Origin of the sequence: Saccharopolyspora indica, from assembly GCF_027853965.1 — a bacterium.
GTDB classification, from domain to species: domain Bacteria; phylum Actinomycetota; class Actinomycetes; order Mycobacteriales; family Pseudonocardiaceae; genus Saccharopolyspora; species Saccharopolyspora indica.
Genome location: NZ_JAQGLB010000040.1, coordinates 1 through 22,410, shown reverse-complemented (window position 1 = coordinate 22,410; position 22,410 = coordinate 1). Strand labels below are relative to the sequence as shown.

22 protein-coding genes are annotated in these 22,410 nt (G+C 70.5%); 11 read left to right on the top strand and 11 right to left on the bottom strand.

All coding sequences use genetic code 11. From position 1 onward, the window contains the following. Nucleotides 1-34: 34 nt before the first annotated feature. The 6 genes from OU416_RS39945 to OU416_RS39920 form a co-directional block, all read right to left on the bottom strand. Entirely contained in the window at nt 35-778 is a 744-nt protein-coding gene (locus tag OU416_RS39945) for a ThuA domain-containing protein (protein ID WP_270932307.1), read from the bottom strand. Then, nucleotides 775-1,854, bottom strand: a complete 1,080-nt coding sequence (locus OU416_RS39940) for a Gfo/Idh/MocA family protein (RefSeq protein WP_270932306.1) — start codon at nt 1,852-1,854, stop codon at nt 775-777. The genes OU416_RS39945 and OU416_RS39940 overlap by 4 nt, the downstream gene beginning before the upstream one ends. An 86-nt stretch (nt 1,855-1,940) precedes the next feature. Continuing rightward, the gene (locus tag OU416_RS39935; protein ID WP_372907118.1) at nt 1,941-2,717 is read right to left on the bottom strand and encodes a carbohydrate ABC transporter permease; all 777 of its coding nucleotides are present in this window, start codon (nt 2,715-2,717) and stop codon (nt 1,941-1,943) included. A gap of 98 nt (nt 2,718-2,815) precedes the next feature. After that, on the bottom strand, nt 2,816-3,739 hold the full coding sequence (locus OU416_RS39930) for a carbohydrate ABC transporter permease (protein WP_270932305.1): 924 nt from the start codon (nt 3,737-3,739) through the stop codon (nt 2,816-2,818). After that, entirely contained in the window at nt 3,739-5,025 is a 1,287-nt protein-coding gene (locus OU416_RS39925) for an ABC transporter substrate-binding protein (protein ID WP_270932304.1), read from the bottom strand. Before OU416_RS39925 ends, OU416_RS39930 begins: the two co-directional genes overlap by 1 nt. A 91-nt stretch (nt 5,026-5,116) precedes the next feature. Continuing rightward, nucleotides 5,117-6,340, bottom strand: coding sequence for an ROK family transcriptional regulator (locus OU416_RS39920; protein ID WP_270932303.1), 1,224 nt, complete (start codon nt 6,338-6,340; stop codon nt 5,117-5,119). A gap of 158 nt (nt 6,341-6,498) precedes the next feature. Between OU416_RS39920 and OU416_RS39915 the strand changes: the two genes are divergently transcribed. From OU416_RS39915 to OU416_RS39900, 4 genes are all read left to right on the top strand, one after another. After that, nucleotides 6,499-7,629, top strand: a complete 1,131-nt coding sequence (locus tag OU416_RS39915; RefSeq protein ID WP_270932302.1) for a Gfo/Idh/MocA family protein — start codon at nt 6,499-6,501, stop codon at nt 7,627-7,629. Next, nucleotides 7,629-8,552 (top strand): sugar phosphate isomerase/epimerase family protein, encoded by a 924-nt coding sequence (locus OU416_RS39910; protein WP_270932301.1) that lies wholly within the window; start codon nt 7,629-7,631, stop codon nt 8,550-8,552. Before OU416_RS39915 ends, OU416_RS39910 begins: the two co-directional genes overlap by 1 nt. Nucleotides 8,553-8,565: 13 nt before the next feature. Continuing rightward, nucleotides 8,566-9,324, top strand: a complete 759-nt coding sequence (locus OU416_RS39905; RefSeq protein ID WP_270932300.1) for a sugar phosphate isomerase/epimerase family protein — start codon at nt 8,566-8,568, stop codon at nt 9,322-9,324. Between the two features lie 304 nt (nt 9,325-9,628). Further along, complete coding sequence (locus OU416_RS39900; protein WP_270932299.1) at nt 9,629-9,955, top strand: LapA family protein; 327 nt, start codon at nt 9,629-9,631, stop codon at nt 9,953-9,955. A 58-nt stretch (nt 9,956-10,013) separates the two neighbouring features. Here the strand turns inward: OU416_RS39900 and OU416_RS39895 are convergent, their stop codons facing one another. The 4 genes from OU416_RS39895 to OU416_RS39880 form a co-directional block, all read right to left on the bottom strand. Then, on the bottom strand, nt 10,014-10,778 hold the full coding sequence (locus tag OU416_RS39895; RefSeq protein ID WP_270932298.1) for an SDR family NAD(P)-dependent oxidoreductase: 765 nt from the start codon (nt 10,776-10,778) through the stop codon (nt 10,014-10,016). A 98-nt stretch (nt 10,779-10,876) separates the two neighbouring features. Continuing rightward, a complete protein-coding gene (locus tag OU416_RS39890; RefSeq protein WP_270932297.1) occupies nt 10,877-11,221 on the bottom strand; it encodes a VOC family protein in 345 nt (114 codons plus the stop codon). A 66-nt stretch (nt 11,222-11,287) separates the two neighbouring features. Then, on the bottom strand, nt 11,288-12,100 hold the full coding sequence (locus OU416_RS39885; RefSeq protein WP_270932296.1) for an IclR family transcriptional regulator: 813 nt from the start codon (nt 12,098-12,100) through the stop codon (nt 11,288-11,290). A 76-nt stretch (nt 12,101-12,176) separates the two neighbouring features. Beyond that, entirely contained in the window at nt 12,177-12,971 is a 795-nt protein-coding gene (locus tag OU416_RS39880) for an NAD-dependent epimerase/dehydratase family protein (protein ID WP_270932295.1), read from the bottom strand. A 128-nt stretch (nt 12,972-13,099) separates the two neighbouring features. On the opposite strand from OU416_RS39880, the gene OU416_RS39875 reads away from it, so the two are divergent. Together OU416_RS39875 and OU416_RS39870 are read left to right on the top strand one after the other, a co-directional pair. Next, nucleotides 13,100-14,578 (top strand): sodium:solute symporter family protein, encoded by a 1,479-nt coding sequence (locus OU416_RS39875; RefSeq protein WP_333779687.1) that lies wholly within the window; start codon nt 13,100-13,102, stop codon nt 14,576-14,578. Between the two features lies 1 nt (nt 14,579). Continuing rightward, entirely contained in the window at nt 14,580-15,689 is a 1,110-nt protein-coding gene (locus OU416_RS39870; RefSeq protein WP_270932293.1) for a hypothetical protein, read from the top strand. Between the two features lie 466 nt (nt 15,690-16,155). Here the strand turns inward: OU416_RS39870 and OU416_RS39865 are convergent, their stop codons facing one another. Then, entirely contained in the window at nt 16,156-16,974 is an 819-nt protein-coding gene (locus tag OU416_RS39865; RefSeq protein WP_270932292.1) for a polysaccharide lyase, read from the bottom strand. Between the two features lie 246 nt (nt 16,975-17,220). Here OU416_RS39865 and OU416_RS39860 point away from each other — a divergent pair, with 246 nt between their 5' ends. From OU416_RS39860 to OU416_RS39840, 5 genes are all read left to right on the top strand, one after another. Next, complete coding sequence (locus OU416_RS39860; protein WP_270932291.1) at nt 17,221-18,252, top strand: right-handed parallel beta-helix repeat-containing protein; 1,032 nt, start codon at nt 17,221-17,223, stop codon at nt 18,250-18,252. A gap of 411 nt (nt 18,253-18,663) precedes the next feature. Further along, nucleotides 18,664-20,931, top strand: coding sequence for a sensor histidine kinase (locus OU416_RS39855; protein ID WP_270932290.1), 2,268 nt, complete (start codon nt 18,664-18,666; stop codon nt 20,929-20,931). Nucleotides 20,932-20,963: 32 nt separating this feature from the next. Continuing rightward, entirely contained in the window at nt 20,964-21,380 is a 417-nt protein-coding gene (locus OU416_RS39850) for a roadblock/LC7 domain-containing protein (RefSeq protein WP_270932289.1), read from the top strand. A 2-nt stretch (nt 21,381-21,382) separates the two neighbouring features. After that, the gene (locus tag OU416_RS39845) at nt 21,383-21,742 is read left to right on the top strand and encodes a DUF742 domain-containing protein (RefSeq protein WP_270932288.1); all 360 of its coding nucleotides are present in this window, start codon (nt 21,383-21,385) and stop codon (nt 21,740-21,742) included. 76 nt (nt 21,743-21,818) lie between these two features. Beyond that, nucleotides 21,819-22,358 carry a GTP-binding protein gene (locus OU416_RS39840; RefSeq protein ID WP_333779686.1) on the top strand — a complete coding sequence of 180 codons (540 nt, stop codon included), beginning with the start codon at nt 21,819-21,821 and terminating at the stop codon, nt 22,356-22,358. The last annotated feature ends 52 nt before the right edge of the window (nt 22,359-22,410 follow it).

Sequence of the window (22,410 nt, the reverse complement as noted above, 5' to 3'; positions counted from 1 at the left end):
CCGACCACGTCGGCGAACGGCGCCCTGTGGTGGTTCAGCTCTCGAGGTACCAGTTCCGGGCTGGGTTGGAGACCTCGGGGATGGTGCGGTCGACGTCGGGCCGGGCCGCCCAGGTGATCCCGTTGGCCAGGACCCTCCTGATCTCCGGCTGGTTGTAGACCGGGTAGCGCTCGTCTCCGGGACTGAAGTAGAAGATCCGGCCCTTGCCGCGGTTGAAGGTCACCCCGGAGCGGAACACCTCGCCGCCGGTGAAGGAGCTGATGAAGATCAGCTCGTCCGGGGCCGGGATGTCGAAGAACTCGCCGTAGGTCTCCTGCTCCGGGATCACCAGCGGGTTCGGGATCCCGTCGGCGATCGGGTGCGTCGGGTTCACCGTCCACACCACCTCGCGCTCGGCCGCGTTGCGCCAGCTCAGCGAGCAGGTGGTGCCCAGCAGGCGGGTGAAGATCTTGGAGAAGTGCCCGGAGTGCAGGGCCAGCAGGCCCATGCCGCCGAGCACGTGCCGCTGGACCCGGTCCACGACCGCGTCGTCGACCTGGCCGTGCGCCTTGTGGCCCCACCACAGCAGGACGTCGGTGCCGGCCAGGACCTCTTCCGGCAGTCCGTGCTGGGGATCGCTGAGCAGCGCGGTGCGCACGGTGGCGTCCGGGAGCTGCTCGCGGATGCCGGAGGCGATCGCGCCGTGGATGCCGTCGGGGTAGTACTCGTCCATCCCGGCCGGGTCCTGAGTGGACTCGTGCACGCCTTCGTTCCAGACGGTGATGCGGAGCTTGCTCACTCGACCACGATCTCCTTGTTCTCGGCGGCGGACTGGTAGCAGGCGTCGATGACCTTCGCCCGCTTCAGGGCGAGGGAACCGTCGTTGGCGGACCACCGGGCCGGGTCGCGGAGGACCTCGACGAAGTTCTGCACCACCCCGGCGTGGGCGCGGCCCGGTTCGGCCGTGGGCCGGTAGTCGGCGATCTCGCCGTCCGCGTCGCGGTACACGTGCACGTCGCCGACCGCTGCCTTCGTCGCCCCCACGGCTTTGAGCTCCGCGCCGCCGTCGGTGCCCAGGACGCTGAAGTCGATCAGGTCGTCCGGGCTGCGGAACGCCGCCCAGGAGGTCTCCAGCACCAGCGTCGCACCGCCTTCCAGGCGGATGAACGCCGCGGCGAAGTCCTCGACCTCGTAGGCCGAGACGTTCGCGTCGGCCGTTTCCCACTTCATGCCGCCGATCCCGCGGTGGCCGAGTTCGGCGTAGGTGACCGCGTTGACCGACTCCACGCGCGGCTCACCCAGCAGGAACAGCGCGTAGTCGAGCACGTGCACGCCGATGTCGGCCAGCGGGCCGCCACCGGACATCTCCTGGTTGGTGAACCAGCTGCCCAGCATCGGGATGCCGCGGCGGCGCAGCCACGACGCCTTCGCGTAGTACGGCCGGCCCAGCTCGCCGCTGCGGATGATCTCGCCCAGCGTCTGGATGTCACCGCGCAGCCGGTGGTTGAACACCACGTCCAGCACCTTGCCCGCGGAGCGGGCCGCGTCGACCATCTGCTGGCCCTCGACCCCGTTGCGGGCGAGCGGCTTCTCGCTGAGCACGTGCAGTCCGCGCTTGAGCGCGGCGATGGCGATCGGTGCGTGCAGGAACGTCGGCACCGCGATGCTGACCGCGTCGAGGTCGGGCACCTCCAGCAGCTTCTCCCAGCTCTCGAACAGCATCGTCGCGCCGTGCTGCTCGCCGAGCGAGCGCAGCAGTTCCGGTTCCTTGCCCGCGATCGCGACGATCTCCACGTCGGGGATGTCCTGGTAGGCGGCCAGGTGCTGCTGGCCCGCCCACCCGATGCCGACTACGCCGACCCGGATCGGACTCATGGATGGGGTCTCCTTTCGGGAGGTTCTGCTTTGCGAGTTCGTGGTTGGAGCGGCCGCTGCGGGTTCTCGAACGGAGAACCGCGCGCTCAGCCCTTGATCGCCCCGGCCGTCAGACCGGCGACGATGCGCTTCTGGAACAGCAGCACCAGCAGGAGCAGAGGGAGGGTGACGATCACCGAGGCCGCGCTGATGGTGCCGATGGGTTGGTCGAACTCGTTGGTGCCGGCGAAGAACGCGATCGCCACCGGCACCGTGCGGGAGGTCGGTGTGGAGGTCAGGGTGACGGCGAGCAGGAACTCGTTCCACACCGAGATGAACACCAGGATCGCGGTGGTGGCGATGCCGGGCACCGCCAGCGGCAGGATCACCTTGCGGAAGGCCTGGAACGGGGTGGCGCCGTCGATCAGCGCGGATTCCTCCAGTTCGAAGGGGATTTCGCGGAAGAACGAGGTGAGCACGAAGATCGCCATCGGCAGCGCGAATGTGAGCTTCGGGATGATCAGCCCGGGCAGCGTGTCGTAGATGCCCAGGTCGCTCCAGATCTTGAACATCGGCGCCGCGATCGCGATGACCGGGAACGTGGTCACCGACAGCACCGCCGCGAGGATCAGGCCCTTGCGGGGCAGCGCGAGCCGCGCCAGCGCGTAGGCGGCGAACGACGCCAGCAGCAGTGCCAGCGAGGTGGTGACCACGCCGACGATCACCGAGTTGCCCAGCGCGGCGAGGAACTTCCCGTCCTGCAGCACTTCGAGGTAGTTCTGCAGCGACGGAGCGGTGGGGAACAGGCTGCCCGAGGAGAGCTCGGCGCCGGTCTTCAGCGAGGTGTTGATCAGCCAGTAGAACGGCACCAGCGAGGCCAGCATCACCAGCACGGCGAACACCAGCGTCAGCGGCCGGGGCCGGTGGCGGTCCCGGGGACGAGCCGGTGCGGCGGTCTGGACGGGGACGAGGACGGTCGCCATCAGCGCTCCTTCGCGACGTCGCGGATGTTGCCGCCCGCGAAGCGGATGTAGACCAGGGACACCACCATCACCGTGGCGAAGGTCAGGATCGACAGCGCCGAGCCGGGCCCGATCAGCCGTCCTTCGCGCAGTTCCTGGTAGGCGAGCATGGACATGGTCTCGGTGCCGCTGGCGCCCTTGGTCAGCACGAACGGCAGGTCGAAGATGCGCAGCGCGTCCAGCAGCCGGAAGATCGCGGCCAGCGCGATCGCCGGGCGCAGCAGCGGCAGCGTGACCCGCCAGAAGGTCTGCCAGCGGCTCGCCCCGTCCAGATCGGCCGCCTCGTAGACGTCGGGCGGGATGACCTGCAACCCGGCCAGCACGAGCAGCGCCACGAACGGCGCCGTCTTCCACACGTCGGCGACGATGATCACGGTCATCGCGTAGCCGGGTTCGGCCAGCCACACGTGCTCGCCGCCGGGCAGGCCGAGAGCGCGCAGCACACCGGTCACCAGGCCGAGGTTGGACTCGAACATCGCCTGCCAGGTGATCGCCGAGACCACCGTCAGCACGGCGTAGGGGACCAGCAGCGTGGAGCGCAGCAGGCCCCGCCCGCGGAAGGCCAGGTTCAGCAGCAGGGCCATCGCGACGCCGAGCACGATCTCCAGGAACACCGACACGACCGCGAAGAGGAACGTCTGGCGCACCGCCGCCCACCATTCCGGCGAGGTCAGCGCGTGCCAGTAGTTGGTCAGCCCGACGAACTGGGACAGGTCGGCCTGCCGGACGCTGTAGACGTTCAGCGACAGCCACACCGCGTAGCCGATCGGCACCGCGGCCACCAGGAACATCACCACCAGCGCGGGCGAGACCATCCACACCGCGGTGCGCCGCTGCTGCTGGTCGACCCGGCGGCGCTGCCGGGTCGGGGTCGTCGTGGTCATCAGAAGGTCTCCTGGGCGGTCCGGATGTCCTCGGCCATCTTCCGCACGCCCGATTCCACGTCGGTCTGCCCGGAGATCACCTGGTAGACGTTCCGGTAGATGGCGCGGGAGAGCTGTGCGTACACCGGCGACTTCGGGCGCGGCTTCGCGCTGAGCACCGATTCCTTGAGCTGCGGGATGAACGGCAGCTCGGCGATCACCTGCGGGTCGTCGTAGGTCGCGGCGTGCACCGGGGCCTGGGAGTGCTCCAGCACCATGGTCTTCTGGAACTCGGCGCTGGTGGCGTGGTCGATGACGGCGACCGCCCCCGCGGGGTTGTCGGCCTTGGCCGCGACGGCGAGGTTCCAGCCGCCGAGCACCGCCGCGGGCCGGCTGTGCTCGTCGAAGGCGGGCAGCGCGGCCACCGCGGTGTTCGGTCCGGCCCCGGTCTGCTCGATGAGGCTCAGCGCGCTCGGCCACTGCCGCAGGTACCCGGCGCGGCCGGATTCGTAGGCCCGCCGCCCGGCGTCCTCGTCGTAGGTCAGGCTCGCCCGGTCGACGGCGCCGGACTCCAGCCCTTCGGTCAGCTGGCGGAGCACGGCGCGGGTCTGCGGCGAGTCGATGGTGACGGTGCCGCGCTCGTCGATCACCGATCCGCCTGCGGAGTAGAGCATCTCCAGGAAGTTCACCGTCAGGCCCTCGTAGCGCTTGGCCTGCATCTCCACCTTGCGCTGCGGGTCGGCGGCGGCGCCGGCGTAGACCTGCGACCAGGTGGTCGGTGGTGGCACCCGGTCCTGGCGGTAGAACAGCAGGCCCGCGTTGGTGTGGAACGGCACCGCCCAGAACCGCCCGTCGTAGCGCGCGGTGTCCAGAGTGGACGGTATGAGGTCGGCGCGGTGCGCCTCGACCAGCCTGCTGTGGTCCTGGATCCAGCCCTGGGTGGCCCACTCGCTGACCCAGGTCACGTCCATCAGGTAGATGTCGCAGCCGGGGGAACCGCCTTCGAGGCGCTGGATCGCCTGCGTGCGGGTCGAGTCGGTGTCCTGCCCGATCTCCAGGTAGTGCGCGGTGACCCCGGTGCTCCTGGCGTTGAAGGACTCGGTGAGCTTCGAGTACATCCCGGTGTCCCGGACGCCGCAGATCGTCACCTCGCCGGTGGCGCCGTCGGCGGCCGCGGGGTCCAGCACGGGGGTCTGGGGTGCGTGCTCGCCGACCGGCGCGGTGGCCGGGGCGCTGATGCAGCCGGTGAGGGTGATCGCTGCAACGGTGGTGAGAGCCGCCCACGCTGGCGTGCGTCTCAGCTTCATGGTCTCTCCGCTTCGCAGGGTCCGTCGGTGGTGGTTCCCGGGGCACTGCGGCGTGAGACGTTGAAATGGTTAGTCGCGGGAACGCCTCGTGTCAAGGTCTTTCCCGCAGCAGGCCGCGGATCCCGTCGGCGGAGAGCACGTTCTCGATGCCGGCCACCACCGCGCCGGCCAGCCCGGCGGAGCGGCCGAGCGTGCTGTTGGCCAGCGACAGGTTCCTGGTCGCCAGCGGCAGTGCGCGGCGGTAGACGACGCTGCGGATCCCGGCGAGCAGGTCGTCGCCGGCCGCGGTGATGAGTCCACCCAGGACGATCCGCTTGGGGTTGTAGAAGTGCACCAGCATGGCCACGACCTCACCGATGGTCGCCGCTGCCGTGCGGACCTGCCGCACCGCCGTGGCGTCGCCGTCGCGCAGCAGCCGGGCCAGGTCTTCCACGCTGCGCGGCCCGCCGTGCTCGGTGCGCAGCGCGCGCAGCACGGCGTCGACGGAGGCGACGGCCTCGACGCAGCCGACGTTGCCGCACTGGCAGACCACGTCGTCGGCGCCCGGCACCCGGATGTGCCCGATGTCGCCTGCCGCGCCGTCCGAGCCGCGGTGCAGCTCGCCGCTCGCCGAGACGATGCCGCCACCTATGCCGGTGCCGACCTTGAGGAACAGCAGCGGCGCTTCTTCGGCAGGCAGCGCGCGGGCCTCGCCGAGCGCCATCAGGTTGACGTCGTTGTCCACCGCCGCGGTGCAGGCGAACCGGGTGGCCATCGCGTCGCCGACCGGGAAGCCGTCCCAGCCGGGCATGATCGGCGGTCGCACCGGCATGCCCATCCGCGGATCCACCGGGCCGGGCAGCCCCATCACCAGGGCTTTCGCCTTCCCCAGCGGCATCCCGGCGTCGGCCAGCAGCTTGCGGAGGTGGTCGGTGAGCACGTCCAGCGAACGCTCCGGGCCGACCGAGATCTCCAGCTCCACCTCGCCCTCGGCGAGCAGGTCCTGGCCGAGGTCGGCCACCGCGAGCCGGGTGCTGTGCACGCCGACGTCGGCGGCGAGCACGACTCCGGCGCGCGGGGCGATCGCCAGCCGGTGCGCCGGCCGGCCCCGGCCGCCGCTGCCGACCGGGCCGCGTTCGACGACGACCCCGGCCGTGATCAGCGCGTCCAGATGACTGTGCACTGTGGACCGCGAGAGGCCGGTGGCGCGCACCAGGTCGACCCTGCTCTCGGCCGCGCCCGAGGCGATCAGCCGCGCGAGGCTGCTGTGCACCAGGTTGTCGTCGGCTCGTCCGGACGTCCTCGGCACCGCCAAGCGGACCGGTTCCCATCCCATCGTCGCTGCTCCTGCCCGAAATACCGCTGATTTATGACTGAAAAGAAAATAAATAGTAGCTCTTGTCGGCTTAAAGATGGAGATCTAGTTTTGACCTCGACGTAATTCGGGCGTGAGACACCCGCAGAAGTCAACTGATCCGATGAAGGAGGCTCTCCGTGAGCCCTGGACCTTCCGGGCGCGGCGCGGCCATCTTGGGCGCCGGGATGATCGGCGAAGTGCACCGCCGCGCGGCGCTGCTCGCCGGAGCCGACGTGGTCGGCGTGCTGGCGTCCACACCGGCGCGGTCGGGCGAAGTGGCCGAGCGCTGGGGCGCGTCGGCCTACGCCGAGCTCGCCGACGTGCTGGCCGACGACCGCGTCGACGTCGTGCACATCTGCACGCCCAACGCCACCCACGCGCCGTTCGCCGAAGCCGCGCTGAGCGCGGGCAAGCACGTGATCTGCGAGAAGCCGCTGGGGATCTCGCTCGCCGAGGCCGAGCGCATGGCCGCCGCGGCCGCCGCGAGCGACCGGATCGCCACGGTTCCGTTCGTCTACCGCTACCACCCCGTGGTGCGGGAGATCCGGGCGCGGCGCCAGGCGGGCGAGTTCGGCGCCTGGAACCTGCTGCACGGCAGCTACCTGCAGGACTGGATGCTCTCCCCGGACGCCTCCAGCTGGCGCGTCGACCCGGAGCTGGGCGGTGCGTCGCGGGCGTTCGCCGACATCGGCTCGCACTGGTGCGACCTGGTGCAGTGGGTGTCGGGGGAGACCTTCACCGATCTGCTCGCGGCGCTGAGCATCGCGATCCCGACGCGCCCGGCCGCGGCCGGGCCCACCTTCGCCGGTCCCGCCGAGAGCTCCGGCGACCGGGTCGAGGTGCGCACCGAGGACTCCGCGGCGCTGCTGCTGCGCACCGCATCGGGCGTGCTGGGCTCGGCGACGATCTCGCAGGTCGCGGCCGGGCGGAAGAACCGGTTGTGGTTCGAGCTCGACGGGGCGCGGGGCAGCGCGGTGTTCGACCAGGAGGAGCCGGAGCGGATCTGGCTCGGCGGCACCGACGGCAACCGCATCCTGGTTCGCGACCCCGAACGCGGATCGCCCGAGCAGCGGCGGCTGTCGACGCTGCCCGCCGGGCACGCGCAGGGCTACGCCCAGTGCTTCGAGGCGTTCGTCGCGGACACCTACGCCGCGATCGACGGCGGCAGCCCGGAGGGGCTGCCCACTTTCGAGGACGGTCTGCGCTCGGCGCGGCTGGTCGACGCCGTCCTCCGCTCCGCCCGCAACGGTTCCTGGACGAAGGTGTGATGATGCAGCTCGGAATGCTCACCGCGTGCCTCCCGAAGTGGCCGCTGGACCGGATCGCCGGCTGGGCGAAGCAGGCCGGTTACGAGGCGCTGGAGGTGGCGGTCTGGCCCGGCACCGGCGGCCGCGACTTCGAGGCCGCGCACCTGCCGGTCGCCGACTTCGGCCCGCGCCAGGTCGAGGAGACCCTGGCGCTGTTCGACCAGCACGGCCTGACGCTGTCGGCGTTCGCCTACTACGAGAACAACCTGCACCCGGATCCGGTGCGGCGCGAGGAGATCCGCACGCACCTGCGGCACGCGATCGACGCCGCGCAGGCGCTGGGCGTGCCCCACGTCGGGACCTTCGTGGGCCGCGACTGGACCAAGCCGGTGGCCGACAACCTCGCCGAGGCGGAGCGGATCTTCCCGGAGCTGGTGGACTACGCGGGCGAGCGCGATGTGAAGATCATCGTGGAGAACTGCGTGATGGAGGGCTGGCACCCGGACGGCTACCCCGGCAACCTGGCGTACTCGCCGGAGCTGTGGGAGTGGATGTTCGGCCTGGGCCTGTACCTGAACTGGGATCCCTCGCACCTGACCTGGATCGGCATCGACCCGGTGGAGACGATCGCGCCCTACGCCGACCGCATCGTGCACGCCCAGGCCAAGGACGTGGAGCTGGATCCGGTGGCGCGCAACCGGTACGGCTTCTTCGGCAAGGCCGACAAGGGCGGCGACCCGTGGGACATGGGCTGGTGGCGCTACCGCGTGCCGGGTCTGGGCGAGGTCGACTGGCGGCGCGTGGTGGACCGGCTCTACGAGCACGGGTTCACCGGGACGCTGTCGGTGGAGCACGAAGACCCGGTGTGGGGTGGCGACGACGAGCGCATCACGCACGGGCTGGACATCGCGCACCGGACCCTGCGCCCGCTGATCGTCGGCTGAGGCGGAGGTCGTGGTGCTCTCCGTGCAGCTGTACAGCGTTCGCGACCAACTCGCCGCCGACCGGCCCGCAACCCTGGCCGAGCTGGCCGGGATCGGCTTCGGCCACGTCGAGCCGTTCGGCCTCGGCTCCCCGGACCGGACACCGGCCGAACGCCTGGCCGCGGCCCGGTCGCTGCGCGCCGACCTGGACGCGGCGGGCCTGGTGGTCTCGGCGGTGCACGCCGGGATGCCAGGAGAGATCGCGGAACTCGAAGAGGAGTGCGCGATCCTGGGCGCGGACACGGCGTTCATCCCGCGCCCGCGCCTGGTTCCGGGCTTCGGCGAGGAGACCTTCGCCGACCCGGCCCAGCTCGACGCCTTCGCCGACGCGCTCGGCGCGGCCGCCGAATCGACGACCCTGCGCCTCGGCTACCACAACCACTGGTTCGAATGGGCCCGGCTGCCCGACGGCACCACCGGCTACGACCGCTTCTGGCAGCGCACGAGCGCATCCCTGCTCGCCGAGCTGGACGTCTACTGGGCGGTCGCGGCGGGCGCCGACCCCGCGGCGGTGCTGGCAACCCTCGGGAACCGGGTGACCGCGGTCCACCTCAAGGACGGCCCGGCGGAGCCAGGAGCACCGCAAACCCCGATCGGCACCGGCCGCGTCGACATCCCCGCCGTCCTCCGCGCCGCCCGCGAAGTCCCCTGGCACGTGGTCGAAATCGACACCACCGCGCTCGATCCCTTCGACCTCCTCGCCACCAACGCCACCACCCTCACCACCCTCTGAGCGAGAGGCGAAGGGCACCTTTCACCAACTGTGCGGGCGAAAGGTGCCCTTCACCTGCTCCCCGAACGAGTGGCGACCCCGGTGAAGGGCACCTTTAGGCAAGTTAGTTGCTAAAAGGTGCCCTTCACCTCGCCTCCGTCGAGCGGCGGGCGCACTGCGCCACCCGGATGAGGTCGGAGTGAAGGGCACCTTTCGCCCGCTAACTTGGCGAAGGGTGCCCTTCACCGCGTTTGTCTTCACTGGATCGGGTGATGGGTCGGCGCGGGGGAGCGGGTTGCGGCGGGTTGGTGTTGATGATGGGCGCATGGGTGAGAACGGGGTGAACGGGGCCGGTAGTGGGCGGCACGGGGACGAGGCGGAGCGCGCCGAGCAGTTGGAGCGGACGCGGACCGGTGGCATCTGGGTTTCGGTCGTCATCGCCGCGGTCGTGCTCGTGTTCGTGCTCGTCTTCATCCTGCAGAACTTCGACACCGTGACCGTGCGGTTCCTGTGGACCGCGGGCACGCTGCCGCTGGGCGTGGCGATGCTCTTCTCCGTGCTGGCCGGTGCGCTGCTGGTCGCGCTCGTCGGCACGGCGCGGATCCTGCAGCTGCGGCGCTCCGCCAAGCACCGCGCGGTCAAGCCGGAGTGAACGGGACCGGGCGCGGATCTCCCGAAGGGCTGGGAGATCCGCGCCCGGTGCTTCTGGATCACTGCGCGGTGAAACCGCCGTCGATCGACAGGTTGGCGCCGGTGATGAAGCTGGCCTCGTCGCTGAGCAGGAACGCCGTGAACGCGGCGGTCTCCTCGGGCTTGGAGATCCGGCCCATCGGGTGCAGCGCGGCGATCTGCGCCTCGCCCTCCGGCGTCGCGCCCATGCTGCTGCGGAACGCCGGGGTGTCCACCGCACCCGAGGCGATGGCGTTGACGCGGATGCCCTGCGCGGCGTTCTCGAGCGCGACGGCCTTCGTCAGGCCGGCCACGCCGTGCTTCGCCGCCACGTAAGGCGAAACGCTGCCCATGCCCACCACGCCCAGGTTCGAGGCGTTGTTGACGATCGCCCCGCCGCCGGAGGCGAGCATCGCCGGGACCTGGTACTTCATTCCGAAGTAGACACTGCTCAGGTTGAGCTCGATCTCGGCCTGCCAGCTCTCCGCGGTGATGTCCTGCACCGCGCCGAAAGCGCTCACCGCACCCGCGTTGTTGAACGCGCCGTCGAGCCGGCCGAACTCGTCCACCGCTGCGCCCACCAGCGCCGCGACCTCGGATTCCACCGTCACGTCGGTGGGCACGAACAGCGCCCGGCCACCCGTCGCGCGGATGTCGGCCGCCAGTTGCTCACCGACGTCCTTGCTGCGGGCGCCCAGGACCACCGCCGCACCTTCTGCGGCCAGCCGCCGGCTCGTGGCCTCGCCGATGCCGGAGGTAGCTCCGGTGACCAGGACCACTTTGGACTCGAAACGCGCCGTGTTCATCTCTTCCTCAAATGTTCGCCGTGATCGGATGAATCCAATGTTCGTCGCGAGTCGGCGTCAGTGCTGGCGGTAATCGGCCATGGCGTCCGGACGTCGCATCAGCCCGGTGGAGCCTCGGCGAGCGAGAGGCTGTTGCCGTCCGGATCGAGGACGACGACGTGCCGCACGCCGTTGTCGTAGGTCTCCACCGGCTCGTGGCCGATGCCGTGGGCGGCGAGCCGCGCCAGGACGTCGTCCAGCCCGGTCACCTCGATGGTGATCAGCGCGTGGCCCGCTCGGTCGTGCTCGGCGACGAAGATCCACGCGGTGTCGCTGATCGACCAGAGCGCTTCGTCACCGACCACTTCGTCGGCCGGTCGTCCGAAGAACACCGCGAACCACTCGAGGGCGGCGGTCCGGTCGGTCACCGGCACACCGCTGTACACCCGCGTCATCGATCCCATGGCTGCTCCTTCCGGTCCGGTGCCGGTGCAGACCGGCCGGAGGTGCGGAACTCACCGGGAAGCGGGTTACCGGATTCCTTCGCGGCGCAGGCGCTGGGCCAGTTCGGCGGTGACCTTGGTCAGCAGCTCGCCGGTCTTGCGGGCCTTCGCGTCGGTGGTCTGGTCGATCGGCATCGAGCAGCTGATCGCGTCGGTGCCGGGGATGCGGTAGGGGACGACCGCGGCCACGCAGCGGATGCCGGGCGTGCCCTCCTCCACCTCGGCGGCGTAGCCGCGTTCGCGGGCGGTGGTGCAGGCTTCGTGGAGCTGGTCCAGCGACACCAGGGTGTTCTCGGTCAGCGCCGACAGCGGTTTCGGCAGCAGCGCGGCGACTTCCTCGCGGGTCAGCTCCGCCAGCAGCGCCTTGCCCAGGGCCGTGGCGTGCGCGGGCAGCGTGCGGCCGATCTTGGAGGTCAGGTACGTGGACCGCTGCGACTCGCGGGTTTCCAGGTAGACCACCTGGCTGCCGACCAGCCGCGCGTAGTGCGTGGTGAACCCGGTCTGCTCGCGCAGCTCCTCCAGCGCCTCGGTGGCGAAGCGGATCGCCGGGTCGCGGTCGAGGTAGGCGGTGCCGCAGATCAGGGCGCGCGCGCCCAGCCGGTAGCGGGTGTTGCTGGAATCGGCTTCCAGCCAGCCCGCGTCCAGCAGCGTGCGCAGCAGGCCGTGCAGGCTGGAGCGCGGGAACCCGGTCTTGGCGTGCAGGTCGGACAGCGACAGCCAGGAGGCGTGCGCGGCGAAGGCCTCGACCAGGTCGATCGCGCGCCGCGCGGACTTCACCCCGGCCGCTTCGGATGCGCTGCCAGCGGCTGCCGGTCGGGCCATGTCCACGTCCTCCTCCATCGCTGCACCACTGCGTTCACGATCCTAGTCGGCCCGGTACTCCGTTCGCATACATGAACGTTGTTCATCCTGGCTGTCAGTTCGGGATGCCGAGCGGGGTGGTGGTGAAGGAGCCGCCGAGGTAGCGGTGCTGTTCGCCCGGCGGGAGTCCGTCGGCGAACCGCTCCGCGTCGTCCTCCGGCCGGTAGCCCAGTTCCGCGGCCTCGTCCGGCGAGCAGACCTGGCGGGTGTTGGCCGAAACGCCCCAGACGACCCGGTAACCGGGTGCCGGGTGGGTCAGGCAGGCTTCGAACAGCCGCGCTCCGTCGTCCGGCGACATCCACAGCGACAGCGCGCGCACGTCGGCCGGGCGCTCGAAGCAGGAGCCGATGCGGACGCAGACGACGTCCATGCCGAAGCGCGAGTGGTACAGGCTGCCCAGGGCCTCGATCGCCGCTTTGCTCACGCCGTAGTAGGTGTCCGGCCGGGGCGGCGAATCGGCGGGCAGTCCGCCGGGGCCGGCGTCGGCCACCTCGCGGAAGCCGGCGGCGTGGTTGCTGGAGGCGAGCACGACGCGTCCGACGCCGGCCGCGCGGGCGGCCTCCAGCACGGTGTGCGTGCCGTCGATGTTCACCGAAAGCGTTTCGCGCCAGCTGTTCTCGCGGCTGTGCCCGCCCAGGTGCAGCACCGCGTCGACGTCCCGGCAGGCAGCGGTCATCACGTCCGGATCGGTCAGCGAGCCGTGCACCAGCTCCACCGCCTCCTGCGGTTCCGGCGGTGGGAGCGGGGCGATGTCCAGCAGGCGGAGGACCCGGTCCGGCCGGCGCAGTCGTGGCCGCAGCAGCGTGCCGATACCGCCCGCCGCACCGGTGATCAGGATGCGTTGCGCCACCTTGCCGCTCCCTTCGGTTGACACGTGATGTGGGTCATACTAGCGTTTCCCGGCAGAATTCCAATGAACGAACTTATTCGCTAACCAGTCTATCGTTCAAGTATGTGAACGACGAAGGAGTCGGGCCGGTGCACGCTCTCGACTGGGCAATGGTGTGCGGTTACTTCGGGCTGATGGTGCTCATCGGCTGGTGGTCGCACCGCAGGGTCAAGACCGACGCGGACTTCTTCATCGCGGGCGGCCGGATGCCGTGGTGGCTGGCCGGGATCTCCCACCACATGTCCGGCTACAGCGCGGTGATGTTCGTGGCCTACGCCGGTGTCGCCTACACCGACGGCGTCACGGTGTACTTCTGGGGATTCGCCAGCATCGGCATCGGCGTGGCGATCGGCGCCTGGCTGTTCGCCGCCAGGTGGAACCGGCTGCGCACCAGGTTCGGCGTGGCCTCGCCGCTGGAGTTCCTGGCCCGCCGCTACAACGTCCCGGCGCAGCAGGTGCTGGCCTGGAGCGGTTCCTCGCTGAAGGTCTTCGACGTGGCGTCGAAGTGGTTCGCGGTGGCCGTCCTGCTGAACTCCTTCGCCGGGGTGCCGCTGCTGTGGGGCATCGTGATCACCGGCACGGTCACGCTGCTGTACTGCACCGCCGGTGGCCTGTGGGCCGATGCGCTCACCGACTTCGGCCAGTTCGTCATCCAGGCGGCGGCGGGCGTCGTGATGATCTGGGCGGTGCTGGACGGGCTCGGCGGGATCTCCGGGCTGTGGACGATGTGGGACCGGCTGCCCGCCGGCCGCACCTCGCCGGTCACCGGTGACTACACCACCGTGTTCCTGCTGGTGTACGTGCTGGTCAAGACGCTGGAGTACAACGGAGGGATGTGGAACCTGGCGCAGCGCTACATGGCCGCTCCCGGTTCCCGCGAGGCCCGCCGCGGCGCGCTGCTGTCCTCGGCGCTGTACCTGGTCTGGCCGCTGGTGCTGATGTTCCCGATGTTCGCCGCGCCGCTGTTCGTGCCCGGCCTGGACGACCCGACCACGTCCTACGCGGCGATGACCCAGGCGCTGCTGCCGCCCGGCATGATCGGGCTGGTGCTGGCGGGGATGTTCTCCCACACCATGGCGATGGTGGCCTCCGACGCCAACGCGATCTCGGCGGTGATCACCCGCGACATGCTGCCGGTGCTGTGGCGCAAGGCGCGCCGCTTCACCGAGCACCAGCGGTTGCGCACCGGGCGCATCGCGACGTTCAGCTTCATCGTGCTGAGCATGGTGGTGGCCACGCAGGCGCAGGACCTCGGCGGTGTGCTGTCCATCGTGGTCTCCTGGGTGGCCGCGCTGATGGGGCCGATCTCGGTGCCGCTGCTGCTGGGCATGCTGCCGTGGTTCCGCCGCTGCGGCGCCCGCGCGGCGATCGTGTCCTGGGCGGGCGGGCTGCTCACCTACGGCGTGCTCTACTACGGCCTCGACGCCGACCAGACCGCCACCGTCGCCACCCCGATCCTGGTCTCCCTGGCGCTCTACATCGGACTCGGGCTGATCGCCTCGGAGCGCACCGAAGAGGTCGACGAGATGCTGGAAGTGCTCGACGGCGAACCGGCGATCAGGAGCTGACGTGCAGGTCACCGGATACAGCTACCCGTGGGACGTGGACGCGGACTTCCTCGGCCGCGCAGCGGAACTCGGCGTGGACGAGATCGCCGTCGCGATCGCCTACCACAGCGCGCGGGCCGCCACGCCGTGGTCGAAGCGCGGGACCAGCGTCCTCGCCCGGCACGCCGCGCTGTACCGGCCGGTGCGCGCCGGGTGGGGCGCGCTGCGCCCGGCACCGGCCGACTGGGCGGGTTCACCGGACAGCGCGGGCGATGCGATCCGCTCGCTCAACGGTGCGGGCATCCCGGCCGCGGCCTGGCTCGTGCTGACGCACAACTCGTTGCTGGGCAATGCCTTTCCGGAGTTCAGCGTGCAGAACTGCTTCGGGGAGCACTACCCGTGGGCGCTGTGCCCGGCGCACGAGGAGGTGTGCGAGTTCGCCGTCCGGCTGACCGCGGAAGCGCTCGCCGACCTGGACGTGCGGACGGTCGTGCTGGAGGCGTGCGGGCAGCTCGGCGCCGTCCACCAGCACCAGCACGAGAAGACCGACGCGGTGTGGTCGCCCGAGGCGGTGCGGGTGCTGTCGGTGTGCTGCTGCCCGGCGTGCACCGAAGGCTGGGCCGAGCAGGGGATCGACCCGGGCGCGACCCGCGAACTGCTGCGGGCGGAAGCACAGCGGCTGATCAGCGGTGAGCCGCTTGAAAGCCGGTTGCCCGCCGACGTGCGGGCCGTGCTGCTGGACACCCGGCAACGCGCGACCGACCGGCTGCGCCAGGAGGTGTGCAAGCAGATCGGCCCGCAGCGGCGAGTGCTCCTGCACGCCAGCGCGGACCCGTGGGCGACGGGAGCGCTGCCGGGACTCACGCCCGCGGCGGCCGGGGAGGTGGACGGAGTCGTCGTTCCGTGCTGGCAGCCCTCGGGGCCGGCCGAGGTGGCTGTTGCCAGCGCTGTGACCTCGGCTGACATCGGGGCCTACGTGACGGTGGTCGGCCCGGAAGCGCCTGACGTGGCGCAGTACGTGCGAGAACTCCGCGCCGCCGGTGCGGACGAACTGCACCTCTACCACCTCGGCCTGGTCGGACCCGCGCGCTGGCCGCACCTGCGCCGCGCTGTCGAGGAAGCGCACAGCTGAACTCGCCGACCTCAGCCAGGTCGGTGGTGGTGGGCCGGAGGCTCGGGAACACTTGGCGGCGGGAACGGGCCTCCGGCTCCGCAATCGTTCAGAAGCAGGCGTGCGGACCGGCCGGTCGATGATGTCGCGCGAAAACGCGGTCCATCCCCGGAAGCCCGGGGTCTTCTTGGTGGCGAGCGCGGCACCTGATGGTCAGTGGTGTTACCGGGGCGGGGTTGCGCGGGGAATGGGGCCGGTTGGGTGCGGGGCCGGGTTTGGGTGCGAAGCGGTAGGTGGTTGCGTTGCGGGGGCAGCGATTTCGTATGAAATTGGCAGCGTTGTCGACGGAGCGTGCGGTGGGGAGGCCGCCAATTTCAAACGAAATCGTCGACGCTCGGCACTGAGCTGAGGGTCGTGAAGCGGGGCCGGTTCCGCTGTGGTCGCGAGTGCGCAGACCGGTCTCAGCCGGTCTGCGCACCCGCGGTGCTCAGCGCGTTCTGGATTCGGCGACCCGGAAGTCGCGGAACTGGGCGTTCACGTCCTTGCTCGGGCCCCAGGAGGTGTCGTGACCGCCGAAGAAGGTGGAGAAGAAGATGCCCGAGAACGGGATGTCGGCGATCTCGCGGATGCCCTGCTCGTTGAGGACTTCCTGCCCGTCGTACCAGATCGTGATGGTGCCGCTGGTGCGGTCCACCGCCTGCTCGACGGTGTGCCACTGGTCGTCGGCCTGCCAGAGCCACGAGCCCAGCCCGACGTCCTCGCCGTAGCCGTCGCCCATCGACGGGTCGTAGACGTACACCGTGGCCTTCGGCTCGTCGCTGCGGATCCGCCACATGTAGCGGGTCGACCACGCGTCGCCGTGCTGTCCGCCGCTGGCCTGCCCGGGCGGGCCGCCGTAGAGGCCCGGCAGCTTCCCGCCGCGCTGCCCGAAGTCCCAGTCGGCGGGGAAGCGGACCTGGTAGCTCAGGTGCAGCACCGGCGCCTCGGCCAGGTCGTCGCGGCCGATCGAGCGGAAGTCGGTGTAGAACTGGCCGCCGCCCTCGCTCGGGCAGTCACCGCACGACGGTGCCGAGGACCCCTTGCCGTAGAAGACGTCGAGCTCCTCGCCCTGCGGGGTCATCCGGTCGAATCCCCAGTCGCCCTCGGCGACGAAACCCCACTGCTGCTTCCAGGAATCGCTCGGGAAGTCGGCGAAACCGCCGCTCCACGGCTCGGCCGCGGGGGAGGCCCCGCCCGAGGCCGCCGGCAGCGCCAGCAGCGCTGCCACGGCGATTCCGGTCAGCCCGGTCAGTCGTCGTTTCCGCACGTCGTCCACCTCGCATCGAGTGGTGCTTCGATGTCGACCGGGCGGCGGAGCGGTCCACGCCGGGAATTCACCGGCGCGTCCCAAGCACACACCAGCGACGGCCGGTCGGTCAACCCGCCGCTCGCGGGAATCCTTTCCAGCTCGTTGACGATTTTTCCCCGATCCGACAAGGTGATCTGCGACCGGACTCCCGGTCCGCGGGCGTTCCGCCGCCGGCCCGTCGAACGGTTTCTGCGAGGAGGAACGATGTCGACCAGCAGACTGCGGCGGATCGCGGTGCTGACCGCCGGGCTCGCGCTGACCGCGACGGCGACGGCGGTCGCCGCCGAGCGCGCGGTGATCCCGGTGACCAACGCGGAGGAACTCGTCCAGGCCTTGGCGCAGGCCCAGCCCGGGGACACCGTCGAACTCGCCCCCGGCAGCTACGACGGCACCTTCTTCACCACGCTCAGCGGAACGGAGACGGCGCCGATCACGCTGACCGGGCCCGCCGACGCGGTGCTGTCCAACACGCAGCAGGGCTGCGACCCCAACGTCCCCGACGGCCGCGACGTCACCTACTGCGGCTACGGCCTGCACCTCAACGGCGCGAACCACTGGCGGCTGCAGGGCTTCACCGTGGAGAAGTCGGCCAAGGGCATCGTGCTGGACCGCTCCAGCAACAACGTCATCGACGGGGTGGAGGTGCGCGAGACCGGCGACGAGGGCGTGCACTTCCGGGCCACCAGCTCCGACAACGTGATCCAGAACTCACACGTGCACAACACCGGCACCGAGCAGCCGCAGTACGGCGAGGGCCTCTACTTCGGCTCGGCGGAGAGCAACTGGGACAAATACGGCGACACCCCCGGCCAGCCGGACCGCAGCGACCGCAACAAGGCGCTGGACAACCGCCTCGGCCCGGACGTCCGCGCCGAGCACGTGGACATCAAGGAGGGCACCGTCGACGGCGAGGTGCTGCGCAACTCCTTCGACGGGCAGGGCATGACCGGCCAGAACTCCGCGGAGAGCTGGGTCAGCGCCAAGGGCAACGGCTACCAGATCTCCGGCAACCGCGGGGTGAAGTCCTTCGAGCACGGCTTCAAGGTGATCCAGCGGGTCGACGGCTGGGGCTGCCGCAACGTGTTCCACGACAACCACGCCGATGTGCAGGCGGCCGGCTACGGCTTCCAGCTGCCGCACGACGAGCGCTGCGGGGACCAGCGCAACGAGGTCTACCGGGACAACACGGTGCTCAACGCGGGCGCCGGATTCTCCGATGTGGAGCCGATCGGATGATCGGAAATTGGTCCGTCCGGCGGTAAGTCGCTGGACTGGTGCGCTCAAAGGGTGAGCTGTGCAGCACAACTCACCGCAAAGGGCAGTTCGCTCACGATCGGTTGATCTTAGTTCGATACAGTGCGTTTGCATCGGGGGAACAGCGAGCGCGCCGAACGAGCGGATGTGCGGACACCGCGGTCGGTCGGAGAGGAGCCGGAGCAGCACGCTGATCGAGCAGCGCCTGTCGGCAGCGCGTCGGCCGTCCGCGGCCGCGCGCTGCATTTCGGCGTGGACGGTTTCCGCACGGGCCAGAACCATTGAGAGTGCATGGAAGTGACAACCCAGAACGAGTCGTTGGCTCCTCCTGAAAAGCCGAGAAGACGCCGGGCCGGGCAGAACTCGATCCGGTCGCGGTTGACGTGGTCGGTCGTGATCCCGTGGATCGTCGTCTTCGTCCTCTGGGCGGTCGGCTGCGCCCTGTTCGCGTTCGAGGCCATCTACACCCAGGCGGTCGCCACCAGCGTCCGGCAGATGTCGCTGCCCGCGATGTCCGCGCTGGAGGAGGTCAAGAAGGAACGCCTGCTCACCCTCGACGCCGTCGCCCGGCCCGGGCAGGACCCGGCGCAACTGCTCGACCAGCAGCGCCGGACGGACCGCGCCGTCGCCGAGATGAACCGGATCGCGAGCGGGCTGATCGACTCGGCGCCGGTGGAGATCCAGCGCGCGATGAACGAGCTGGTCGACAACCTGGAGCGGATGGAGGGCATCCGCGCCAAGGTGGTCTCCGGGCAGAGCTCCAGCGGCGAGGTCGTCGACTTCTACGACACCCTCTTCGACACCGCCACGCGGGTGGCCGACGTGCAGGCGCAGCTGACCCTCGACCCGGACACCCGGCAGGGCGCGATCGCCGCGACCGACCTGCTCCGCGCCTCGGACATGTTCTCCCGCGAGACCTCGCTGGTCGGCACCGTGCTCGACACCGGACGGCTGACCACCGAGCAGCACCGGGTGCTCACCCGCTACATCGACGCCTACCACAGCACGCTGGAGCAGAACGTCTCCAGCATGCGACCCGACGTGCGCGCCCGGTACGAGAAGCTGCTGGGCAGCCCGGCCTGGCAGCAGCTGGTCGCGGCGGAGGACCGGCTCATCGGCAGCCCCGGCATGGACGGCGACGCGCTGCCGGTCGGGCTGGAGGAGTGGCGCCGGATCTCCAGCGAGGTCGGCGACGAGCTCTCCGCGCTGGTGACCCTGCAGACCGACCAGGTCTCGGCTGTCGCGGTGGAACTCGGCGCCGACACGCTGTGGACGGTGCTGTGGGGCAGTCTCGCGGCGCTGGTGGTCGCGCTCGCGTCCTTCGTCTACGCCCGCCGCGTGTACCGGTCGGTGGTCGACGAAGCGCTGCTCACCCGGTTGCAGGGCCTGCGCACCGAGTCGCTGGTGATGGCCAACAAGCTGCCCGAGATGGTGCGGCGGCTGCGCGAGGGCGAAGCGGTCGACGTGAAGACCGAGATGGCCGCGCTGGACAACTACGGCACCGACGAGGTCGGTCAGGTGGCGCAAGCCCTCCAGCTGTTCCAGCGGCAGGCGATGGACGCCGCGGTCGGCGAGACCCGGGCGCGGCAGGGCGCGCGGGTGGTGTTCGTCGGCATGGCGCACCGCATCCAGCGGTTGCTGCGGCAGATGCACGGCACCATCGACCAGCTGGAGAAGAACGAGGAGAGCTCGATGCAGCTGGCCAAGCTGTTCGAGCTGGACAACTCCACCACCCGCGCCCGGCGCACGGTGGAGAACCTGCTGGTGCTCGGTGACCAGCAGCCGGGCCGCCGGTGGAGCAGGCCGGTCGCGCTGATGGACGTGCTGCGCTCGTCGATCTCCGAGATCGACCAGTACTCGCGGGTGGTCGTCGGCCACGTGCCGAAGGTGATGGTCAACGGTGCCGCCGTCGGCGACACCATCCACCTGATCTCCGAGCTGATCGACAACGCCACCGCGTTCTCCCCGCCGAACACCCAGGTGCAGGTGGACGCCAAGGAGGTCGCGCGCGGCATCGCGATCGACATCGCCGACCAGGGCCTGGGCATGAACGAGGAGACCCGGGAGCGCGCCAACCAGATGATGTCGGCGCCACCGGAGTTCGACCGGCTGGTGCTGGAGAGCAACAAGGCCGAGCAGCTGGGCCTGTTCACCGCCGCTCGGCTGGCGCACCGCCGCGACATCGCCGTGGAGTTCGGCGTCTCGGCCTACGGCGGCACCCGGGCCACGGTGCTGCTGCCGAACCGCCTCCTGGACACCGACACCGACCTGACCACGAGCAACGGCAGCGGACCGCTCGGCGGCGGGGGGAGCGTCCCACAGCTCCCGGTGGTGCCGAAACCGCGCGAGCTGAGCTGGAACGGGGCGGTGGCCGAGCAGTCCGCTCCGGCGGCGTCGGTCCCGGCCGAAACCACCTACGAGTGGCCGGAATCGGACCCGGCCCCAGCAGTCGAGCCCGGCCCCGAGGGAGACGAGCAGGACGAGCCGAAGAACGCGCGCCCGCCGTTGCCCAAGCGCGTCCCCCAGCAGAGCCTGGCGGACGGCTTGCGGGACGACCCGGACCAGGACGAGCAGGGCGTCGTCGCCACGCCCAGCAAGCTGGCCGGGTTCCGGCGGGCGTTCCGCGGTGGCTTCGGCGATGCGCCGGGCGACCGCGGGTGAGCAGACCAGACAACGAGAAGTGTGAGGTGGGCATGACCGAGACCGCGTCGAAACTGAGTTGGCTGCTGGACGGCTTCGTGCAGGGCGTGCACGGTGCCGACCACGCAGTCGTGCTGTCCAACGACGGGCTGGTCGTCGCCAAGTCGGACGACCTGGACCGGGACTCGGCCGACAAGCTGGCGGCAGCGGCGTCGAGCATGCGCAGCATCGGCAAGGGCGTCAGCAAGGACTTCGGTCGCGGCCAGGTGGCGCAGACGCACGTCGAGATGGAGCGCGGCTTCCTGTTCGTCTCCGCCGCGGGCAGCGGCGCGTGCCTGGCCGTGCTGTGCGCGTCCGACGCCGACATCGAGCTGGTGGCCTACGAGATGGGCAGGCTGATCACCCGCGTCGGCAGCTTCCTGTCGGCCGCTCCCCGGGACGTGCGCGGCGCGGTGGCGGAAAGGGCCTGACCGTGGACGAGGCGTGGTATGACGATGAGGCGGGCCCGATCGTCCGCCCGTACACGATCACGCGCGGTCGCACACCGACCAGGACCACCCGGCTCGACACGGCCAGCCAGGTGCTGACCGTCGAGCCGCGGCCGGAGACCCCGAGACTGGAGCTCACCCCCGAGCACCGCTGGATCCTGGACGCCTGCGCGCGCCCGGTGTCGCTGGCGGAACTGGCCGTGCAGCTGGGGCAGCCGGTCGGAGTGGTCCGGGTCCTGTGCGGTGACCTGCTCGACCACGGCGCCGTCTTCGTGCGCTCGCCTCGTACAGAAGTCAGCCGAGATATCTTGGAGCAGGTGTACCGTGGGCTTTCCAGACTCTAGCCTGGTCGAAAGACCTTCCGCCGCAGGCGGTTCCGTCCCGGACCGGGGAGGCTCGGCCCCGATCCCGGTCAAGCTGGTGATCGCAGGCGGTTTCGGGGCGGGCAAGACGACGCTCGTCGGTGCGGTCAGCGAGATTCCGCCGCTGACCACCGAGGAGGAGATGACCGTCGTCAGCGAAGGCGTCGACGACGTCACCGGCGTCGAGCGCAAGACGACCACGACGGTCGCGCTGGACTTCGGGCGCATCACGATCTCCGAGCAGATCGTGCTGTACCTGTTCGGCGCGCCCGGCCAGGACCGGTTCTGGCCGCTGTGGAACGACTTGGCGCTGGGCGCGGCCGGTGCGGTGGTGCTGGTGGACACCCGCAAGCTGGAGGACGGGTTCGCCTCGATCGACTTCTTCGAGCGGCGCGACATCCCGTTCGTGGTGGCCGTCAACGTCTTCGACGACGCCTACCACTACGAGCCGGAGGAGCTGCGCGAGGCGCTGACGATCCCGCCGGAGGTCCCGGTCGTGATGTGCGACGCGCGGGAGCGGGAGCGCGCCAAGGAAACGCTGCTCACCCTGGTGCGGCGGGCGATCGAGAAGATCCCGTCCACATCGGACGCGAGCTGACCCGGGTCGTGGGGGGGGGGGGGGGGGGGCCCCCCCCCCCCCCCCCCCCCCC